This is a genomic window from Paraburkholderia sp. RCC_158 (genome assembly GCF_041355255.1).
Taxonomy (GTDB): domain Bacteria; phylum Pseudomonadota; class Gammaproteobacteria; order Burkholderiales; family Burkholderiaceae; genus Paraburkholderia; species Paraburkholderia graminis.
The window spans coordinates 281,527-301,233 of sequence record NZ_JBFUPM010000003.1; the positions used below are offsets into that span (position 1 = coordinate 281,527).

15 protein-coding genes are annotated in these 19,707 nt (G+C 63.1%); 5 read left to right on the forward strand and 10 right to left on the reverse strand.

Translation table 11 applies throughout. The features are described 5' to 3' along the window. Positions 1–3: 3 nt before the first annotated feature. The gene (locus tag AB6809_RS08295) at positions 4–936 is read left to right on the forward strand and encodes a LysR substrate-binding domain-containing protein (protein ID WP_006049024.1); all 933 of its coding nucleotides are present in this window, start codon (positions 4–6) and stop codon (positions 934–936) included. Between the two features lie 121 nt (positions 937–1,057). Here AB6809_RS08295 and AB6809_RS08300 read toward each other — a convergent pair whose 3' ends face one another. From AB6809_RS08300 to aldA, 4 genes are all read right to left on the reverse strand, one after another. After that, entirely contained in the window at positions 1,058–2,719 is a 1,662-nt protein-coding gene (locus AB6809_RS08300; protein WP_371026332.1) for a GMC family oxidoreductase, read from the reverse strand. Between the two features lie 3 nt (positions 2,720–2,722). Further along, the gene (locus AB6809_RS08305; RefSeq protein ID WP_371026333.1) at positions 2,723–3,940 is read right to left on the reverse strand and encodes a mandelate racemase/muconate lactonizing enzyme family protein; all 1,218 of its coding nucleotides are present in this window, start codon (positions 3,938–3,940) and stop codon (positions 2,723–2,725) included. Beyond that, complete coding sequence (locus tag AB6809_RS08310; protein ID WP_371026335.1) at positions 3,941–5,287, reverse strand: nitrate/nitrite transporter; 1,347 nt, start codon at positions 5,285–5,287, stop codon at positions 3,941–3,943. Positions 5,288–5,390: 103 nt separating this feature from the next. Further along, a complete protein-coding gene (gene aldA / locus AB6809_RS08315) occupies positions 5,391–6,845 on the reverse strand; it encodes an aldehyde dehydrogenase (RefSeq protein WP_371026336.1) in 1,455 nt (484 codons plus the stop codon). 274 nt (positions 6,846–7,119) lie between these two features. Here aldA and AB6809_RS08320 point away from each other — a divergent pair, with 274 nt between their 5' ends. Next, positions 7,120–8,298 (forward strand): porin, encoded by a 1,179-nt coding sequence (locus tag AB6809_RS08320; protein ID WP_371026444.1) that lies wholly within the window; start codon positions 7,120–7,122, stop codon positions 8,296–8,298. A gap of 13 nt (positions 8,299–8,311) precedes the next feature. On the opposite strand, the gene AB6809_RS08325 is transcribed toward AB6809_RS08320, so the two are convergent. From AB6809_RS08325 to nirB, 5 genes are all read right to left on the reverse strand, one after another. Next, positions 8,312–8,812 (reverse strand): MgtC/SapB family protein, encoded by a 501-nt coding sequence (locus AB6809_RS08325; RefSeq protein WP_006049018.1) that lies wholly within the window; start codon positions 8,810–8,812, stop codon positions 8,312–8,314. 75 nt (positions 8,813–8,887) lie between these two features. Further along, positions 8,888–9,610: a type IV pili methyl-accepting chemotaxis transducer N-terminal domain-containing protein gene (locus tag AB6809_RS08330; protein WP_371026337.1), complete on the reverse strand. Its 723-nt coding sequence runs from the start codon at positions 9,608–9,610 to the stop codon at positions 8,888–8,890. 37 nt (positions 9,611–9,647) lie between these two features. After that, entirely contained in the window at positions 9,648–11,015 is a 1,368-nt protein-coding gene (locus AB6809_RS08335) for an MFS transporter (protein ID WP_006049016.1), read from the reverse strand. Between the two features lie 149 nt (positions 11,016–11,164). After that, positions 11,165–11,518 (reverse strand): nitrite reductase small subunit NirD, encoded by a 354-nt coding sequence (gene nirD / locus AB6809_RS08340; RefSeq protein WP_006049015.1) that lies wholly within the window; start codon positions 11,516–11,518, stop codon positions 11,165–11,167. A gap of 33 nt (positions 11,519–11,551) precedes the next feature. Then, the gene (nirB, locus tag AB6809_RS08345) at positions 11,552–14,092 is read right to left on the reverse strand and encodes a nitrite reductase large subunit NirB (RefSeq protein ID WP_371026338.1); all 2,541 of its coding nucleotides are present in this window, start codon (positions 14,090–14,092) and stop codon (positions 11,552–11,554) included. 783 nt (positions 14,093–14,875) lie between these two features. Here nirB and cobA point away from each other — a divergent pair. Continuing rightward, positions 14,876–15,655, forward strand: a complete 780-nt coding sequence (gene cobA, locus AB6809_RS08350; protein ID WP_371026339.1) for a uroporphyrinogen-III C-methyltransferase — start codon at positions 14,876–14,878, stop codon at positions 15,653–15,655. A gap of 36 nt (positions 15,656–15,691) precedes the next feature. Here the strand turns inward: cobA and AB6809_RS08355 are convergent, their stop codons facing one another. Beyond that, the gene (locus AB6809_RS08355) at positions 15,692–16,573 is read right to left on the reverse strand and encodes an MOSC domain-containing protein (RefSeq protein ID WP_371026340.1); all 882 of its coding nucleotides are present in this window, start codon (positions 16,571–16,573) and stop codon (positions 15,692–15,694) included. A gap of 274 nt (positions 16,574–16,847) precedes the next feature. Here AB6809_RS08355 and AB6809_RS08360 point away from each other — a divergent pair, with 274 nt between their 5' ends. Continuing rightward, complete coding sequence (locus AB6809_RS08360) at positions 16,848–17,252, forward strand: heme-binding protein (RefSeq protein ID WP_006049011.1); 405 nt, start codon at positions 16,848–16,850, stop codon at positions 17,250–17,252. 160 nt (positions 17,253–17,412) lie between these two features. Continuing rightward, positions 17,413–19,590, forward strand: coding sequence for a malate synthase G (locus tag AB6809_RS08365; protein WP_371026341.1), 2,178 nt, complete (start codon positions 17,413–17,415; stop codon positions 19,588–19,590). The last annotated feature ends 117 nt before the right edge of the window (positions 19,591–19,707 follow it).

The window sequence follows — 19,707 nt, forward strand, 5'->3', positions numbered from 1 at the left end:
AAAATGCCGGCGCTGAACGCGCTCAAAGCCTTCGAAGTGGCTGGCCGCACCGGCAGCTTCACGCGCGCCGCGGAATTGCTGAACGTCACGCAAAGCGCCGTGAGCCGGCAAGTGCGTCAACTCGAGGCGCAAATCGGCGAGACGCTGCTGCAACGCCATCATCACCATCTCGAACTGTCGGCCGCCGGGCGCGTGCTGTTGCAGGCGCTGCAGCAATCGTTCGACCGTATCGAACTGACGGTGCGCAGCCTGCAGGAGAAAACGCATCGTAACCGGCTGCGCATCAACGCACCGCCCACCTTCACGAGCCGCTGGCTGATGCCGCGTCTCGGCCGGCTGCGCGACGCGCACCCGCATCTCGAACTGAGCCTGTCGACGCGCATCGACGACAAGCTCGCGGAATCCGGCGTGCTCGATTGCGCGATACGCTTCGGCAACGGCGAGTGGGAAGGTTTCGACAATCGTCTGTTGATGAACGAGCGGCACGTCGCCGTCTGCGCGCCCGCGCTGCTCGCGCGCCAGGCGGGGCGCGCGTCGATCGATCTGAACGAATTCACGCTGCTGCACGTATTGGCGAGCGCGGATCAGCGTTACCTGACCTGGCAACACTGGCTGAAGGCGGCCGGAATCGACAATGTGGATACGCGCGGCGGCTATGAATTCGATCTGCTCGACCACGCGATTCGTGCCGCCATCGACGGCCTCGGTGTGACGATCGCCGACCGTCACATGGTCGCGCGTGAACTCGCCGACGGGCAACTGGTGCAGGTGCTGAACGTGCACGTCGACGGCCATCAGTCGTACTGGCTCGTGACGCGCGCCGGGCAGGAGGAACTGCCGCACGTCGCGCTGTTTCGCGACTGGCTGCAACAGGAAATCTGGCTGGGCGAACGGTCTTTCGAAGGGTCGGAGGCGATGCCGCTCGGCGACGTCTAACGTGTAGTGAAACGCGCGGCGTCAACCGCGTTTGTTTTTCACAGAGTGCCGATAAAAAACGCGCCGATCGCATTGCATCGGCGCGCTGTCCTCGTCAGCTTCAACACAACGCCGACACCCCTCAAGCGGCGCTAGCCCACTCCGCCACCTCAGCCTCGCGCGCAGCATGCGCGGCAGCGTCTTCGAGAATCATGTCGGCGCCCTTCTCCGCGACCATCATCGTCGGCGCATTGATGTTGCCGGACGTGATGTTCGGGAAGATCGACGCATCGACGACGCGCAAGCCCGCCATGCCGTGCACGCGCAAACGCGCATCCACCACCGACGTCCGCGGATCGTCGCCCATCGCGCACGAGCCGCACAGGTGATAGATCGAGCCGGACTGCTCGCGGAAATATTGCAGGAAGTCCTCGCGCGACGCGACCTGCGGCCCCGGCGAGATTTCCTCGACTGTGATCTCCTTCAGTGCCGGCGAGCCCATGATCTTGCGCACGAGTTCGCAACCCTGAATCACCTCGTCGATGTCCTTCTGTGTGCTGAGCGCGTTCAGCCGAATCTTCGCGGCGTCGGCCGCGCGATTCGACGCGATTTCGATCGAGCCGCGGCTCGTCGGCCGGCAAGGGTTGAATGCGAGCAGGAAGCCCGAGTACGGCTCCGGTTCGAGATTCGCCTTGCTGCTCTTCGGAATGCGGTACGACAGCGGATTGAAGTAAAGCTGCAGGTTCGGCTGCGCCTCGCGTTCACTGCCTTTGAAAAAACCGCCCGACTGATTCACGCTCATTGCAAGCGGCCCCTTGCGCGTGAGCAGATATTGCAGCCCAAGTTTGAGCTTGCCGAGAAGCGGCCGCATTTCGTCGTTGAGCGTTTTGACGTTCGCGCGGTAGTAGAAGCTCACGCACAAATGGTCCTGCAAATTGCGGCCGACGGCGGGCAACTCATTGACGGTGGCGATGCCGTGCTTCGTGAGCAGCGCACTGTCGCCGACGCCGGACAGTTGCAGGAGCTTCGGCGAATCGACCGCGCCCGCGCACAAGATCACCTCGCGGTTCGCCATGAAACGCCGCACGACACCCTCCTGCGTGACGCTCACACCAATCGCGCGCCGCTCGCCGTCGAACAGCACACGATCGACCAGCACGTTATGCTCGATCGTGAGATTTTTCCGCGCGAGCGCCGGATGCAGATACTCGAAGCTGCTCGACGAGCGCTGACCATTGCGCGTGTTCACATCGTAGATACCGGCGCCTTCGAATTGCGCGCCGTTGAAGTCGTCGCTGCGCTGATAGCCGGCCTGATCGCAGCCCTTCAGAAAGACGTGGCAAATCGGATGCACGGCGTCTTTCATCGGCGAGATGCGGATCGGCCCATCGGCGCCGTGATACTTCGTATTGCCAAGCGGATGCGATTCGAGCTTGCGGAAATACGGTAGCACGTCGCGAAACGCCCAGCCGGAGTTGCCCGCTGCCGCCCAATCGTCGAAATCGCTCGCTTGCCCGCGCACGTAAATCATCGCGTTGATGGAGCCGGAGCCCCCCTGCACCTTGCCGCGCGGACAGTAAATAGGCCGGTTATCCAGCGCTTTTTCCGGCTCGCTGTAATACATCCAGTTATAGGTTTCGTTGTAGTAGGTCTTCGTAAAGCCCACTGGAATCCTGAACCAGAACGAACTGTCCTTGCCGCCCGCCTCGAGCAGCAGCACCGAATATTGGCCCGACGCCGACAGGCGATTAGCGAGAATGCAGCCCGCCGAACCCGCGCCGACGATGATGTAATCGTAGTTCATGCTCTAACCCCTGGCCGGCGCGAGATCTTTCACGTCGGCAGGTTGTGCGGCCATTTGCAGATGCAGACGCTCGCCCGTGTACGGCGTGTGCTGTGCGACGACTTCCATGTTCAGCTCGACGCCAAGCCCAGGTTCGCGCGACGGAATGATGTAGCCGTCTTCCCATTGAATCGGCTTCTTCAAAACCGCCGCATGAAAACCGTCCCACGTGCCGATGCTTTCCTGAATCAGGAAGTTCGGCGTGCATGTCGCCAATTGAATGCTTGCGGCCGCACCGATCGGACCGTTGTACAGATGCGGTGCGATCTGCGCGTAATACACCTCGGCGAGCGCGGCCACTTTCTTCGCTTCGAGCAGACCGCCCACGCGCGCCACGTTCAATTGCAGAATCGATGCGGCGCCCGCTTGCAGCAGCTTGAAAAATTCGTACTTGGTAGTCAGCCGCTCGCCCGCTGCAATCGGAATGCTCGTGTGCCGCGAGACTTGCGCCATCGCGTCTTCCTGGCCGGGCGGCACGGGTTCCTCGAACCATAGCGGATCGTATTTTTCGAGGCGCTTCGCAAGACGGATTGCCGATGAAGGCACCATCTGTCCATGCGTGCCGAACAGCAGATCGGCCTTGCTGCCCACCGCTTCACGCACGCGGCGGCAGAACGTCTCGCAGCGGTCGAGTACTTCCATCGACAGTTGATGCCCCGAGTACGCCGTGTACGGCCCGGCCGGATCGAACTTCACCGCGGTAAAGCCGCGCTTCACATTCCCGGCGGCGCATTCGGCGGCAAGATCGGGATCGTCGTAGTCGTATTCGCCGCGGCTGTTCTTCGGGTATAGGTACGTGTATGAGCGCAGACGCTGATTCACCATGCCGCCGAGCAATTCGTAAACCGGCTTGCCTGCCGCCTTGCCGATAATGTCCCAGCACGCCATTTCGAGGCCGCTCACCACGCCCATCATCGTCAGATCGGGACGTTGCGTGAAGCCGCTCGAATAGGCTTCGCGCCACAAGCGCTCAATATGATGCGGGTCCTTGTCGAGCAGATAGCGCGCAAACACATCGTCGACGATATGCGTCATTGCTTTCGGATGAAACGTCGCCGAATAGATTTCGCCGACGCCTTCAATACCGCAGTCGGTTTTCAGCTTGACGAAGATCCAGTACATGCCGCCCACGTGCGGCGGCGGTACGGCAACGATATGCGTTTCGAGGGAGACAACTTTCATTTACGCAACCTCTTTCCTGTTAAGCATGTTTCTCAACGCGAGCCCCGCAAAACCGCCGAGCGCAGCCATCGCCGCCACATAACCGAAATACAGCTGATAGCCGAATACGCCGGGGAACGTTTGCGTCAGATAACCGTTGATGAGCGGCAGAAATACATCGGGCGAATAACCAAGTACGGAGATGAGGCCGATGGCGAGGCCCATCGTCGAAACGGGGATGTTGCAGCGGTCCAGCAGCGACCAGTAAAGCCCGCGAATCGCGTAGGTCAGAATGCCGATGAACAGCACGAGGAACACCAGCAATACGTGGCTCGCAATGCGTGGTGCGGCCATCAATCCGAGCAGGGACAGCGCGGCGAGGAACAGCGCGATGACCAGCACCGATACCTTCGAGTAACGGTCGCCGAGAAAGCCGCCGCCAATGCCGCCAATCGGCCGCATCCACAGTTTGAGCGTGGTGATCGTGCCGGCCATGACGACGGTCAGGCCGATTTCGCCTTCGTGCAGATAGGCGGAAAAGCTATACGTCGCCCAGAACACCTGGTAGCCGCAGAACACGATCGCCGCGACGAGCCACAACTCCGGAATCTTTGCGAGCGTGGCGAGATCGGCGAGCACGTTGTTGCGCCGGCGCGCAGCGCGATTGGCCGCGTCGTCACGCGCGCCCTGCTCGCCTTGCGGGTCTTTCACGAGAACCAGCACCACACCGAGCGCAATGCACAAGAACGCGTACATGTAGACGACCATTCTGAAACCCGCGGCGACTGACTCGCCCTTCGTCTGCGTCGCCCATGCGAAGAGCGTGATCGCGACCGTCGCGAGCATCGCCTCGATGAGCCCGCGCCCGCCGTCGAGCAGACCGAAGAAGCGGCCTTGCTCGTCGGCGCCGGCGATCATCGTCACGCGTTTGATGACAGCGGCCCAGAACGTCAGGCCCGTCGACAAGCCCCAGCCGCCGAAGATCAGCATCAGCATCTGAAACGAAGGCGCGGTCGAATACCAGAGCCCCAGTGCGCCGGTCGCGATCAGCGAAAAACAGATCAATAGGCGCGGCGCGATGCGATCCGCGAGCCAGCCGCTCGGCAGATAGCTCAGCAGAAAAATCGTGCCGAGCGACGAATACAGATAGCCGAGTTGGCTATCGGTGATATGAAACACTTCGAGCATCGTCGGCTGATAAACCTGCCGCAGATACAGGATCGGATAGATCGCGCCGGCTGCGAGAACCAGCAACATCAGTTGCGTATAACGGCGCGCTCTGGTGTTTTGCAGCGCGGCTTGCAGGTCGTTTTCGTTTAACGCCAGCGCTGCGGCGTTCGAAGCGGATCGGACGGGTTGAGATGACACGTGAGCCTCCTGAGAGACCCCGCTCCGCATGAGCGGCCCGTGAGTCTCCAATATGTTTTGATGTTTTGTTATGAATGAGCAGCGGTTTTGCTGCGTGTTTGCATCAGTACTTCATGACGACAAGACGCGTCTGCGTGAATTCGAGCATGCCGTGCTTGCCGTCGTCGCCGCCGAGCCCCGAGCGTTTCCAGCCCGCATGAAAGCCCTGATACGGATCGGCCGGCGTGCGGTTCACATACAACTCGCCCGCCTCGATGCCGTTGGCGATCTTCATCGCGCTGCGATAGTTCTCGGTGTAAAGCACCGACGACAAACCGAACTGGTGATCGTTGGCCATCTCGAGTGCTTCGTCGAGCGTGCGGTATTTGACGACCGGCATCACGGGGCCGAAGGTCTCTTCCTGCACGATCTCCATGTCCTGCCGGCAGTTCGACAACAACGTGGCCGGATAGAAGAACCCTTTGCGTTCCGTCGATGCCGGCAGCTTGCCGCCTGTTTCCAGCGTCGCGCCTGCTGCAACCGCGCGCGCGACCATCGCGTGAATCGACTGACGCGATGCTTCATTGACGAGCGGACCCATCAGCGACGGCTGTTCGCCGCGGTCGCCGAACTCGACTGCGCTCATGTGGCGCTTGAGCAGCGCGACGAAGCGGTCATGCACGCTTTCCTGCACATAGACGCGTTCGATCGCCGTGCAAAGCTGGCCGCAGTGCGTGGTTTTCGACGCGACCAGTTCACGCGCGGCTTTTTCCAGATCGGCGTCGGCTTCGATAATGGCCGGCGTCTTGCCGCCCAGTTCGAGCGACGGCTTCGCGATATTCGCCTTGCAGTAATCGAGCACCTTGCGGCCTGCGCCGACGCTGCCCGTCAACGTGATCATGCCGACCTTGGGATGCGTGCACAGCGCTTCGGCGGTCGCATGATCCATCGCGAGAATGTTGACGACGCCTGCGGGCAAACCGGCTTTCTCGACGGCCTTCGCGATTTCGAACGCCGAGGTCGGCGTGTTGTTGCTTGGGCGCACGACGACCGTGTTGCCCGCGATCAGCGCGGGCGCCACCTTGCGCATGAACGTGTAGACCGGGTAGTTGAACGGAATCAGGCACGCGACCACGCCGATCGGCTCGCGATGCAGCACGAGGTTTTCGTCGGGCGTATCGCTTGGAATCACTTCGCCTTCGATGCGCCGCGCCCACTCTGCGTGGTAACGCGTGATCTGCGCGGCGTAGATCGCTTCGTTCGTGGCATCGGCGAGACTCTTGCCCGATTCGAGCGCGAGCGCCGCGCCGATGGCCGGCGCGCATTCGGTGAGCGCGTCGGCGAGCTTGTGCAGCCACGCGCCGCGTTCCACCGACGGCAGCTTGCGCCACGCCTTTTGCGCGAGCGCGGCGGCATCGACGGCGGCCACGGCTTCCGCGCGAGTCGCGGCGGTGACGTGCGCAATGAGCGCTTCGGTCGCTGGGTTGTGGACGGCGATCAACGCCTGATGCGTGGGTGAACCGGCATCGGCGGCCGGTTCGAGAAAGCGGCCGTTCACATAGTTCCGGTCGAGTCGCATGTTCGTCTCCTTCGTTTTCTTGCCTGCGGAAAACGCATGCCTTGCGTTTCCGTCTTCATGCAAAAGTGCATGGACGGAATTTTTGTCGGCCTGATTACCGGCCACAAGCGAATAATTCGCGGGACAAACATTCGAAAAAATCACGTTTATCCAGGGATGTGCCTCATACGCGAGCCGCATCTCGAATAGCAGAATCCGGGCTTCGCCAAAAAGCAGCGGCCGCGCCGAGTCCTCATGCGCGGCCGCTCATTACCAACGTCTGGAGTTCACGATGATGAGAAAGAACCTGTTCGCCACGGCTAGTGCCAAGGCCATTGCGGGCGCTATCGCCGCCCTCGCCTCGCTGGCCAGTCCCTGCGCCTTCGCGCAAAGCAGCGTGACGCTGTACGGCGTGCTCGACGAAGGCCTCGACTACACCAACAACGCCGGACACGGTGCAGTGTGGGAAATGGCGAGCGGCTACGCGCAAGGCAGCCGCTGGGGCCTGAAGGGCTCGGAAGATCTGGGCGGCGGGACGCAGGCCGTGTTCCAGTTGGAGAACGGCTTCGACATCAATTCGGGGCGGCTCGGCCAGGGCGGCCGCATGTTCGGCCGCCAGGCGTACGTGGGTTTGAGCGACAACCGGTTCGGCACGCTCACGTTCGGACGACAGTACGACTCCGTCGTCGACTACCTCGCGCAGACGACGGCGAACGGCAACTGGGCCGGCTATCTGTTCGCGCATCCGTACGACAACGACAACACCGACAACTCGTTTCGCCTCGGCAACAGCGTGAAATACGCGAGCCCGAACTTCGCGGGCCTGCAGTTCGGCGGCGTCTACAGCTTCAGCAACGACACGAACTTCGCGAACAATCGCGCGTACAGCTTCGGCGCGCAGTACGCGACCGGCGGCCTTCTGATTGCGGCCGCCTATCTGCAGGCGAATAACCCCGGCGTGGGCGCGACCGGCGCAATCACGGCGAACGACGCGAGCTTCATCGCCGGACGCATGCGGATTTTCGGCGGCGGCATCAACTACACGTTCGGCTCGGCCACCGCCGGTTTCGCTTATACGAACTCCAGCTACAGGAGCCCAACGGGCAACGGCTATATCGGCGTGCCGCTCGCGGCGGCGGGCGTGACGTTGAACACGCTGAAGTACCAGAACTTCGAAGTGAACGGCAAATACCAGTTCACGCCCGCGTTCTTCGTCGGTGCGCAGTACGTGTACACGATGGAGAATTACGACGCGTCGTCAGGCGGCGTGAAGCCGAAGATTCATTCGGCCGGTCTGATGGCGGACTACAACCTGTCCAAACGCACGGACGTTTACGTGCAGGGCGTGTATCAGAAGGTCACGGGAGACTCGACGCATTCGATCCTCGATAACGCGTTTATTCCGGGCGTGCAGGCGCCGTCGTCGACGGGTACGCAGGTCGCCGCGCGAGTCGCGCTGCGTCATAAGTTCTAACGTCGACGCACGCTTATTTTCGTGGATGCGCGCGGCCTTTCACGAGCCGCGCGCTCGAGAGAATCAGCAGCGCAATGACCACGCTCAGAATCGCGGTGGCTTCGCGCCCAAGGCCCGCCGCCATGCCGACACCCGCGCTCAGCCACAGGCTTGCGGCCGTCGTCAGGCCGCGCACCTCGCGCTGCGCACTGAGTTTGATGACGGCGCCCGCGCCGAGAAAGCCGATGCCCGACACGAGCCCTTGCAGCACGCGGCTCATATTGTCTTGCGAAAAGCCGGCTTGCAGCGGCACCACGACGAATAGCGCCGCGCCCACGGCGACCATCATATGCGTGCGCATGCCGGCATCGCGCCGCGAGATCTCGCGCTCGAAACCGATCACGCCGCCGAGCACGAGCGCGATGCCGAGACGCATCAGCACCTGAGTCAGATCGGCCGCGCTGCCGAGGTCCGAGAACTCACCCTTGGCCGTCTGCCACACCGTTTCCCACACCGTTTGCGATCCGCTGTTCATATGGCTGACCCGACGTTGGCGAAAACGTCAAGCATAGCCGGGATAGCATCGTGTCGGCAGACCTCGGCGCGCGGATCAGGCGGACGCGGTCTTCTTCACGAACGCGCTCACCACGGACTCGAGTTCCTTCGTGATCGAAGTCATCACGCCCGCAACGACCGCGAACTCGCGACCGGTCACATTGGTGCGGCTCGCCACGATCTGACCGTTGAAGGACACGATATGCGCTTCCTTCGCGATCGACTTGATTCGTTCGATCAATTGCTGCTGCTCTTTTTTCTGCAAGCGGGCAATGCGCCGGCTCTCCTGTTCGTAGACAGCCGTGATGCCATGCAGGTCGTTCAGCAACGGATCGGCGCAAGCGATCAACGCCTGCACGGCGTCTTCAGCGCGTGCCGAGTCGCGTGCCGAGTTGCGTCCTATCTCGTCGAGCGCGGCCGACGCCAATGCGATGAAGTCGGCGATTTTCTTCGCGACGTGTCCGCTACCGTTGCCCTTGTCTTTGTCACTGCCCGTGCCGTGAAAGGCCTCGCGCAGCGCCGGTGAAAAGAGCCCCGGCAGACCATCGCGGCCTTGCACGAGCGCCGCGTGACTGTCCGCGAAAGTGCGCAGCGTGTCTCGCGCGATCGCGAGCGCGCCGTCGCTTTGACGCAGCGCGAGCATCGCCTTGAAGACGATGCGCTGCGAGAGCATCCGTTGACGCCCAGCGATGTTGATCAACGAGCTCAACACTTCGCTGGACACGTCGGTTTGCGCTGCGTCGGCCCGCACTGTCTGAATCCGTTCTATCGTGCTCACGCTATTTGTTTGTGAAGGTTCAGATCAAAGCGCCGCATCACTCCGTAGCATGCGCGTGCATGCCGGCAGATTGCATCGACCACGCCATCCACGGACGGCGCAGCGCGACGATCGCGAGGAACGCGCAGGCGGCCAGCGCGCCGAAGGTCGCAAAGCCCATCTGATACGAACCGGTGCTTTCCTTCGCGATACCCATCACGACCGGCAGATAGAAACCGCCAATCCCGCCCGCCGCGCCGACGATGCCCGACATCAAGCCCGTGCGGCCAGCCCAGCGATGCGGCACGAGCTGGAACGTTGCACCATTGCCGAGTCCGAACGCCAGGTACAGGCACACCAGCAGCGCGATGCCGCCTGCGAGCGAAGGCATGACTGCCGCGAACACAAGGTCGCACAGCGAAATCGTCGCGAGCAGCACCGTCAGCGCACGCACGCCGGACACCTTGTCGGCGATCAGGCCGCCGAGCGGACGCACCAGCGCGCCGGTTGCGGCGAGCAACGCCATGAAGAGGCCGGCGTCGATCTTCGAGAGCTGATAGAGGTTGGTGAGCAGCAGCGAAACATACGAGGACATGCCGACGAAACCGCCGAACGTGATGCTGTACACGAGCATGATGACCCACGTATCGCGCTCCGCGAGCACTGAGCGATAGCGCTTGGGCAGCACCGCAATCGCGAGCAGCGCGCCGATCACCGGCAACAGCAGCACGCCGGTCTTGCCCGAACCGAAGATGCCCGCTTCGACGAGCAGCACGAGCACGATCAGACCGACGAGCGTCACCGCGAAACCGCCGAAGGCACGCAGCACGCTGCCTGTCTTCACGCCGGAGTCGTTGGCCCAGAAGTACAGCGTGATCGCGGCGATCGCGAGCAGCGGCAATGCGCCGCCGGTTGCGACCTGCCAGCCGTAGTGCGTGGCGAGCTGCGGAAACAGGAAGCCGTCGAGCACCGCGCCGATGTTGCCCGCAGCGGCAAGCCCCAGCACGAGGCCCTGCACTTTCGGCGGATAGTTGCTGCCGGCCATCGGCAACGCGACCGCGAAGCTCGCACCGCCCACGCCGAGAAACACGCCGAGCACAAGCAGCAGCGTGTACGACGGAACGAACGGCAGCACCGGCAACACGATGGTCGGCACCGCCGAGAGCAGCACGCCGAGCAGCGCAATGCGCTTGCCGTGCGCCGACTGATAGAGGTTGCCGAGCGTCACGCGCAGGATCGCCGCGGAGAGCACGGGCACCGCGACGAGCAGGCCCTGCTGCGCCGGCGTCATCGAAATGCTTTTGCTGATGAACGGCGCGAGCGGGCCATACAGCACCCACACGGTAAAGCCCGTGTCGAAATAAAGGAAACACGCCACCAGCGCGCGCCAATCGCCGCTCTTAAGCGAGCTCATCACGTTTTTCATCAGACATCCTCATTAAACTGATTTTCGATCACCCGGCTGGCCGTATGCTTCGCCGCGCACCGGAATGATCACTCTGTTTGGACCCCGCGCTGTCAATGCAACGTCTGTGCCATGCGGGCCGTTCTTATGCAGCGGTGAAACGTACCGGCTCAAACGGCGACCCACACCTGGCCGTTTTCGACGCGCGCGGGAAATGCGCTGACGGAATGCGCGGGCGCTTCGAGGCACTCGCCGGTGCGCAGATCGAAGTGATGCTTGTAGATCGGCGAAGCCACCACGACGCGCTCGCCGAGACTGCCGATCAGCCCGCGCGAAAGCACGGCCGCGCGCGAGCCCGGATCGAAGTTTTCGATCGCGTACACGGCGGCCTGATCTTGGTCCGTGTTCACGTGAAATACGGCGACCTGTTCGCCTTTGACGAGCGCGCAGACGCCCGTGTTCGGAACGATGTCGTCGAGCGTGCAAACAGGGGTCCAGGTTTGCGGCAAGCGGTCGTTACTCATGGCGGAGCTCCTCATTTTCGATGACGCTAAAAATCAAACGGTTTCGACTACGACAGGAATCGCAGCGAGCTTCGACTGACGTTCCTCCGGCGTGGCCGGGCGAATCTGTCCGCGCTCCTGAACGAACGTCACGGTGCTGTCGGCCTGATCGCTGTTGACGAAGTGACGGAAGCGCTTGCGCGTCTCGGGATCGGTGACCGCTTTCTTCCACTCGCATTCGTATGTGTCGACCACGCGCTGCATGTCCGCTTCGAGTTCCGTGGCGACGTCGAGCTTGTCGTGTACGACCACGTCGATCAGATACTGAAGCCCGCCTTCCAGGCTTTCGCGCCACACGCTGGTGCGTTGCAGACGGTCGGCGGTGCGTACATAGAACATCAGGAAACGGTCGATGTAGCGCACGAGCGTCTCGCGATCGAGGTCCGACGCGATCAGTTCAGCATGCCGCGGCTTCATCCCGCCGTTGCCGCACACATAGAGATTCCAGCCCTTCTCGGTCGCGATCACGCCGACGTCCTTGCCCTGCGCTTCCGCGCATTCGCGTGTGCAGCCCGACACGCCGAACTTGATCTTGTGCGGCGTGCGCAAGCCCTTGTAGCGGTTCTCGAGTTCGACCGCGAGCCCGACCGAATCGCCGACGCCATAACGGCACCACGTCGAGCCGACGCACGACTTCACCGTGCGCAGCGATTTGCCGTACGCATGCCCCGATTCGAAGCCGGCTGCGATCAGCTCTTCCCAGATCAGCGGCAACTGCTCGACGCGCGCGCCGAACAGGTCCACGCGCTGACCGCCAGTGATCTTCGTGTAGAGGCCGTATTTCTTCGCGACCTGCGCGACGGCGATCAGGCCGTCGGGTGTGACTTCGCCGCCCGGCATGCGCGGCACCACCGAATAGGTGCCGTCACGCTGGATGTTCGCGAGGTAGTAGTCGTTCGTGTCCTGCAACGACGCGTGCTCTTTCTTCAGCACGAATTCGTTCCAGCACGACGCGAGAATGCTCGCCACCACCGGCTTGCAGATGTCGCAGCCCAGACCGTGGCCGTGCCGTGACAGCAGTTCGCCGAAGCTGCGCACGCCTTCCACTCGCACGATGTGATAGAGCTCCTGGCGCGAATAGGCAAAGTGCTCGCATACGTGATTGTTCACGGCGAGGCCCTGCTTCTTCATCTCGGCCTTCATCACCTGCGTGACGAGCGGCACGCAGCCGCCGCACGACGTGCCCGCCGTGGTCGCGCATTTCAACGCGCCGATGTCGGTCGCGCCCGCGCAAACGGCGGCGCACAGTTCGGCCTTCGACACGTTGTTGCACGAGCAGATCTGCGCGGTGTCGGGCAACGCGTCGACGCCCAGGCCCGGTTTCGCGGCGCCGTCGCTTGGCGGCAGGATCAGGAATTCGGGCGACTCGGGCAGCTCGATACCGTTGAGCATCATCTGCAGCAGCGTGCCGTATTCGCTCGCGTCGCCGACCATGACCGCGCCCAGCAACTGCTTGCCGCATTCGGAGACGACCAGCTTTTTGTAGACCTGCTTGCGCTCGTCGCTGAACTGGTACGCGCGGCTGCCCGGCGTCGTGCCGTGCGCATCGCCGATGCTCGCGACGTCCACGCCCATCAGCTTCAGTTTCGTGCTCATGTCGGCGCCCGCGAAGGCCGCGTCGTCGCCGAGCAGATGTTTCGCGGCCACGCGCGCCATGTCGTAGCCCGGCGCGACGAGGCCATACACCATGCCGTTCCATGCGGCACATTCGCCGATTGCGTAGATGTCGGGATCGCTCGTGCGGCACGCCGCGTCGATGGAAATGCCGCCACGCGCGCCGACTTCGAGGCCGCATGCACGCGCCAGTTCGTCGCGCGGACGGATGCCTGCGGAGAACACGATCATGTCGGTGTCCAGATGCGAACCGTCGGCGAACTGCATGCGGTGCGTGCCGGCTTCGCCGTCGACGATTGCCGTGGTGTTCTTCTGCGTGTGGACCGTCACGCCGAGTTCCTCGATCTTCGCGCGCAGCACGCGGCCGCCGCCTTCGTCGACCTGCACGGCCATCAGGCGCGGCGCGAACTCGACCACATGCGTTTGCAGGCCCATGTCGCGCAGCGCCTTCGCGCATTCGAGACCGAGCAGCCCGCCGCCGACGACGGTGCCCGTCTTCGAGCGCGCGCCGCATTCCTGCATCGCTTCGAGATCCTCGATAGTTCGGTAGACGAAGCAATCGCGGCGCTCGCGGCCTGCCACGGGCGGCACGAACGGCGACGAACCGGTGGCCATCACGAGCTTGTCGTAGGCAAGCGTCTCGCCACTGGAAAGCGCGACCGTGTGCGCGTCGCGATCGATCGAAACGGCCTTCGCGTTCAGTTTGAGCAGCACGTTCTCGCGCTCGAAAAAGCCGGGCTCGACAAGCGAGAGGTCGTCTGCGGACTTGCCCGCGAAGAATTCGGACAGGTGCACGCGGTCGTACGCGGGACGCGGCTCTTCGCACAGCACGGTGATGTCGAGGCCGTGCGCGGCCTCTTGCGCCAGACACTCGACCAGTTTGTGACCGACCATCCCGTGACCGATAACGATGATTTTCATGACCGCGGTTTCCTCAATGTGCTGGGCATCGGCTGCCGCGCTGCCGTCATCGGCAAAGCGGCGCCGGAAATAAAAACGGCGTCCCGCGAACCCAGTCGATGACTGAATTCGGGGGACGCCGTTGTCCTGACCTGGGTGCTGCGGCGAGCGCTTTGTGTGCGCTCACGGCGGATCGTCGTTGATCCGATGGCACCGTTAAATGCAAGGGCTGTGCCAATCGGGTTTTATAGGCTCGTGAGCCTTGCAGCGCGTGGTTTGCGAGGAATCGCGGCATCGTATGAAGGACTCGACGCGCGACGTATTTCGATGCACGTCAGCACAGCGATGGTGCGACGCAGCACTGTGTGCGTGCGAAACGTGCGTGGATCGGCGGCGCGGGAAGCGCGCTCCCTACCCGGCTTTTTCAAGCGTGCAACGGCGACTCGAATGCGGGAGCGCGAGCGTCGGCGCGCGAGTCATCGGCGCTTTGCGTCCAACGAATACGCACGTCATTACCGCGCAAGCGCTTCGTTGGCCTGCTCCTTGCATAAACACGATGCGCGTCGCGTGCAACGTTCGACTCCGGCAACGCAGCCGGAGCGCAACACGCGACCATCGCGCGAGACACAACGCAGTGCCTCGCGACGCATCGAACAAGTCAGCAACACAGCAAGCAACGCAGCAGCATCGGACAACGGCGTCCCCTCGTGATCATCGCGAGAGGACGCCGTTTTTGTTTTTGCGCCGGCGGCACGCGAGGCACACCAAAGCCGTCGGCCACCAGAGAATCAAAAGGACATCGCGATGAACACGAACTCCGGCAAGGTCACGTTATTGAGCGCCGGCCCAGGCGAACTCGATCTGCTCACGCTGCGGGCCGCGAAAGCGCTCGCCGCCGCCGACGTCGTGCTGCTCGACGACCTGGCCAATCCCGAGATCGTGTCGCTCGCGCCGCAAGCGCGCGTGATTCGCGTCGGCAAACGCGGCGGCTGCCGCTCGACGCCGCAGGCTTTTATCGAGCGCCTGATGCGGCGCTACGCGCAGAAGGGCTTGCATGTGGTGCGCGTGAAAGGCGGCGAAGCGCTGCTGTTCGGCCGCGCGGGAGAAGAACTCGCGAGTCTGCGCGAGGCCGGCATTCCGGTCGAGATCGTGAACGGCATTTCATCGGGTTTTGCTGCCGCGGCGGGCCTCGGCATTTCGCTCACGCACCGTCGCCATTGTCATGGCGTGACCTTCGTCACCGCGCACAAAGAGGATCACGGCGAACCCGATTGGGCCGCGCTCGCCGCGACGCGCACCACGCTTGCCATCTATATGGGCATGCGGCGGATCGAGAGCCTCGCCGCAGCGTTGCTCGCGAGCCTGCCCGCCGACACGCCCGCAGCAGTCGTGCAATGGGCCGGCAGCGCGAATGAACGGCGCTTGCTGACGCGCCTCGATCGTCTCGCCGCGGATGCCACCGACGAGGGCTTCGGCAGTCCCGCCGTGATCCTGGTGGGCGATGCGATCGGCGAAAGTGTGGAAGCGATGTGGGTGCAAGACGCGGCATCGCACGATGAATCGGCGCGTGCTCGGGCTGCGTGACGCACGTCACGCGCGCGGCCGCGCTGCAAAACCCAGCTAATCGCCGAAGCCCAACTCCGCTTCGACCGTCTGCCCCACGCGCAGCCACGTGCCCGCCCCGCTCGCGACGACCGCGTTGTTGCCGAACGTGACCGCGCCGTTCCTCTGCGGATTCGCGCGATAGGCGCTCATCGTGTCGGTCGGTTCGTTCGGCCATTCGGGATCGCGCTCGCCCTTCGCCTGGTCGATGGTCGGCATCGGACAGCGCGAGCATGGCTTCACAAGGCGCAGTTCGACGCGCGGCCCCGAGGTTTGCGCGCCGTCGATGCCGAGCGTCTCCACATAATCTTCCTCATAGGCATCGAGCCCGTTCAGCACGATGTTCGGACGAAACCGGTCGATCGGAATCGACGGCGCGCCTTTCGCGTTCAGACGCGTGTTCAGATCGTCGAGCGAAGCCTGGCCGATCACGAGCAACGGAAAGCCATCGGCGAAATAAGTCGTGGCGCCGCCCACGCTCTGCGTGTAGGTGGGATCGACAATGCGCTCGCGCTCGGGATCGAAGCGCAGCAGCCGCACCGGCATGCCGAGAAACGCGGTGAACCAGGCGGCGCATTCGTCGCCGGTGTCGAGTCCGTAAGCCGCGTCGCGCCATACCTTCGTAGTTAATTTGTTCACAGCGCCGAGTTGCGCGGCGTCGAGCGGCGTGCGCAACTCGCTCATGCCGGGCGCGCGGATCACGAGTTCATGATCCGCAATCTCCACCTTGATGAGCGCCATGCGCGGATACGCGCGCTGCGTGAGCATCTCGCCGTTTGAATCGACGGCCATCCAGTAACGATCGTATTCGAGCCCCGTGGCCAGCAGACGCGCTTCATTCAGCGCAATGCCCGCGCAGGATTTGATCGGATAGACAAATAGCTCGCTGATGGTCGGCATGATGTGGGGTTCTCGCTGGTTTTTATGAGGCACTTGGGCGATTGTAAATCGGCAAATCGCGCCGCTTGTTCCTTTCGAGCCGCAAGCTTGGGACGGCGGCCGTTTCCTCCCGCCGCTCGTGGAAGTAAAATCCCAAAGCTTGGCACGCAGCATGGCTGTCGACGCGGCCCGCGCTTTATGCCCCGTTTGATAGCCACTGCAAGCATGAACATGCGCACGAGCCGGAAGAAGTGGCACAAAGCCTCCCTACCATGAACGAGACAGGAACCTGATTATGCTGAGCAAACCCGTACTGACCATCGCCGAAACGACCCGCATCCTCGAAGCCGCGCGTGCCGAAGCCGAGAAGAACCGGTGGGCCGTCGCGATCGTCGTGTCCGACGACGGCGGCCATCCGCTCGGCATGCTGCGTCTGGACGGCAGCGCGCCCGCGAGCGCCTATATCGCGACCGAAAAGGCCCGCACCGCGGCCATCGGCCGTCGCGAAACCAAGGTTTACGAGGACATGATCAACAATGGCCGCACCGCGTTTCTCAGCGCGCCGCTCTCCGGTACGCTGGAAGGCGGCGTGCCGGTGATCGTCGAAGGCCAGGTGATCGGCGCGGTCGGCGTGTCGGGCGTAAAGTCCGATCAGGATGCGCAGATCGCGAAGGCCGGCATTCAGGCGCTCGGCGTCTGATGTCGGCAAGGCCATGAGCATGGCGCGTGCGCCACGAATGCCGTCGTGATCGCATGATCCGCGAACCGAACGCAGCAACAGCAGCAGACAGCTTGTCAGCAGTAGCCCCAACGCGGGCCGATACCCCACATCGGCCCCACTCAGACAGATGGAGCAGTCGATGACTCAGATGAACCCGCGTGGCGGCTTGCAGGTCGCCGCCAATCTCGACCAGTTCGTCGAAACCGAAGCCCTGCCCGGCACCGGAATCGACAGCGCCGCGTTCTGGTCGGGCTTCGACGCCCTCGTGCACGAGCTGGCGCCCAAAAACCGCGCGCTGCTCGCCGAGCGCGATCGCCTGCAAACGGAACTCGACAACTGGCATCGCGCGAATCCGGGCCCGGTGCGCAACTTGGGCGCGTATCGTGCGTTTCTTGAAGGCATCGGTTATATCGTGCCCGCGCCGGCCGGCGTGAAGGCGACAACCGCGAACGTCGATACTGAAATCGCCGAACAGGCCGGTCCGCAACTGGTGGTGCCGTTGTCGAACCAGCGCTATGCGCTGAACGCGGCGAACGCGCGCTGGGGCAGCCTGTACGACGCGCTCTACGGCACCGACGCGATTCCCGACACCAACGGCGCGGAGCGTCAGAAGAGCTTCAATCCGGTGCGCGGCGCGGCGGTCATCGCCTATGCCCGCAAGTTTCTCGACGAAGCCGCGCCGCTCGCGAACGGCTCGCATGCCGACGCGACGCGCTATAGCGTGCAGGACGGCAAGCTCGTCGTCGCGCTGAAAAACGGCACGAGCGAGCTTGCTGCGCCCGCGCAGTTCATCGGCTATCAGGGCGACGCGAGCGAGCCCTCGGCGGTGCTGCTCAAGCATAACGGCTTGCACCTCGAAATCCAGATCGACGCGAACGACTCAATCGGCAAGACCGACGCCGCGCATGTCAAGGACGTGGTGGTCGAAGCGGCGGTGAGCACGATCATCGACTGTGAAGATTCCGTTGCGGCCGTGGACGCGAGCGACAAGGTTCAGCTCTATCGCAACTGGCTCGGCCTGATGAACGGCGATCTGACCGAAGAGGTCACGAAAAACGGCAAGACATTCACGCGCCGTCTGAACGCGGACCGCGAATACGTCGGCGCGGACGGCAAGACGCCGGTCAAACTGCATGGCCGCTCGCTGCTTTTTATCCGCAACGTCGGCCACCTGATGACCAATCCGGCAGTGCTGACGAAAGACGGCGCCGAGATTCCCGAGGGCATTCTCGATGCGGTCATCACGACGCTGTGCGCGCTGCACGACCGCAAAAACAGGCTCAATTCGCGCACCGGCTCCATCTATATCGTGAAGCCGAAAATGCACGGTCCGGCTGAAGTGGCGTTCGCGAGCGAGCTCTTTGCGCGCGTCGAAGACTTGCTGAAGCTGCCGCGCAACACGATCAAGATGGGCATCATGGACGAGGAGCGCCGCACCAGCGTCAATCTGCTCGCGTGTATCGGCGAGGCATCGGAGCGCGTCGCGTTCATCAATACGGGCTTTCTCGACCGCACCGGCGACGAGATGCACAGCGCGATGGAAGCCGGCCCGATGATGCGTAAGGGCGATATGAAGTCGAGCACCTGGATTGCAGCGTACGAGCGCAGCAATGTGCTGGTCGGTTTGCATGCCGGGCTGCGCGGCCGCTCGCAAATCGGCAAGGGCATGTGGGCGATGCCCGATCTGATGCACGCGATGCTCGAGCAGAAGATCGGGCATCCGAAGGCCGGCGCGAACACCGCGTGGGTGCCCTCGCCCACGGCCGCGACGCTGCATGCGCTGCACTATCACCAGATCGACGTGCAGGCGGTTCAGCAGGAACTCGAGCGCACCGATTACGCGAAGGTGCGCGACGAATTGCTCGACGGCCTGCTGACGATTCCCGTCGTCGAAACGGCGAAGTGGAGCGCCGATGAAATCCGCGCCGAGCTCGACAACAACGCGCAAGGCATTCTCGGCTACGTGGTGCGCTGGATCGATCAGGGCGTGGGTTGTTCGAAGGTGCCGGACATTCACGACGTCGGCCTGATGGAAGACCGCGCGACGCTGCGTATCTCGAGCCAGCACATCGCCAACTGGCTGCATCACGGCGTGGTCACGCGCGAGCAGGTCGAGGAGACCTTCAGACGCATGGCGAAAGTGGTCGATCAGCAGAATGCCGCCGATCCGTTCTACACGCCGATGGCGCCGGGCTTCGACACGATTGCGTTCAAGGCCGCGCAGGCGCTCGTGTTCGAAGGACGTCAGCAGCCGAGCGGCTACACCGAGCCGTTGCTGCACAAGTTCCGGCTCGAAGTGAAGCAGGACCGGGCGTGAGGTTCGCCGCTGCGCGAACAGCGTTGAAGTTCGAGTAGCGGCAGCCGCAAAAAAAGACGGACGCCTCGTTGCTGCGAGGCGCCCGATTTCAATGCGCGCGATGTATTGCGCGCTTTC

What these genes read in the sequence shown, in the direction of transcription:
- AB6809_RS08335 (WP_006049016.1), bottom strand. Translation starts at nt 11,015, where the DNA reads ATGAAAAACGTGATGAGCTCGCTTAAGAGCGGCGATTGGCGCGCGCTG.
- AB6809_RS08305 (WP_371026333.1), bottom strand. Translation starts at nt 3,940, where the DNA reads ATGAAAGTTGTCTCCCTCGAAACGCATATCGTTGCCGTACCGCCGCCG.
- AB6809_RS08360 (WP_006049011.1), top strand. Translation starts at nt 16,848, where the DNA reads ATGCTGAGCAAACCCGTACTGACCATCGCCGAAACGACCCGCATCCTC.
- nirB (WP_371026338.1), bottom strand. Translation starts at nt 14,092, where the DNA reads ATGAAAATCATCGTTATCGGTCACGGGATGGTCGGTCACAAACTGGTC.
- AB6809_RS08325 (WP_006049018.1), bottom strand. Translation starts at nt 8,812, where the DNA reads ATGAACAGCGGATCGCAAACGGTGTGGGAAACGGTGTGGCAGACGGCC.
- AB6809_RS08300 (WP_371026332.1), bottom strand. Translation starts at nt 2,719, where the DNA reads ATGAACTACGATTACATCATCGTCGGCGCGGGTTCGGCGGGCTGCATT.
- AB6809_RS08365 (WP_371026341.1), top strand. Translation starts at nt 17,413, where the DNA reads ATGACTCAGATGAACCCGCGTGGCGGCTTGCAGGTCGCCGCCAATCTC.
- AB6809_RS08355 (WP_371026340.1), bottom strand. Translation starts at nt 16,573, where the DNA reads ATGCCGACCATCAGCGAGCTATTTGTCTATCCGATCAAATCCTGCGCG.
- AB6809_RS08320 (WP_371026444.1), top strand. Translation starts at nt 7,120, where the DNA reads ATGAGAAAGAACCTGTTCGCCACGGCTAGTGCCAAGGCCATTGCGGGC.
- nirD (WP_006049015.1), bottom strand. Translation starts at nt 11,518, where the DNA reads ATGAGTAACGACCGCTTGCCGCAAACCTGGACCCCTGTTTGCACGCTC.
- cobA (WP_371026339.1), top strand. Translation starts at nt 14,876, where the DNA reads ATGAACACGAACTCCGGCAAGGTCACGTTATTGAGCGCCGGCCCAGGC.
- AB6809_RS08295 (WP_006049024.1), top strand. Translation starts at nt 4, where the DNA reads ATGCCGGCGCTGAACGCGCTCAAAGCCTTCGAAGTGGCTGGCCGCACC.
- aldA (WP_371026336.1), bottom strand. Translation starts at nt 6,845, where the DNA reads ATGCGACTCGACCGGAACTATGTGAACGGCCGCTTTCTCGAACCGGCC.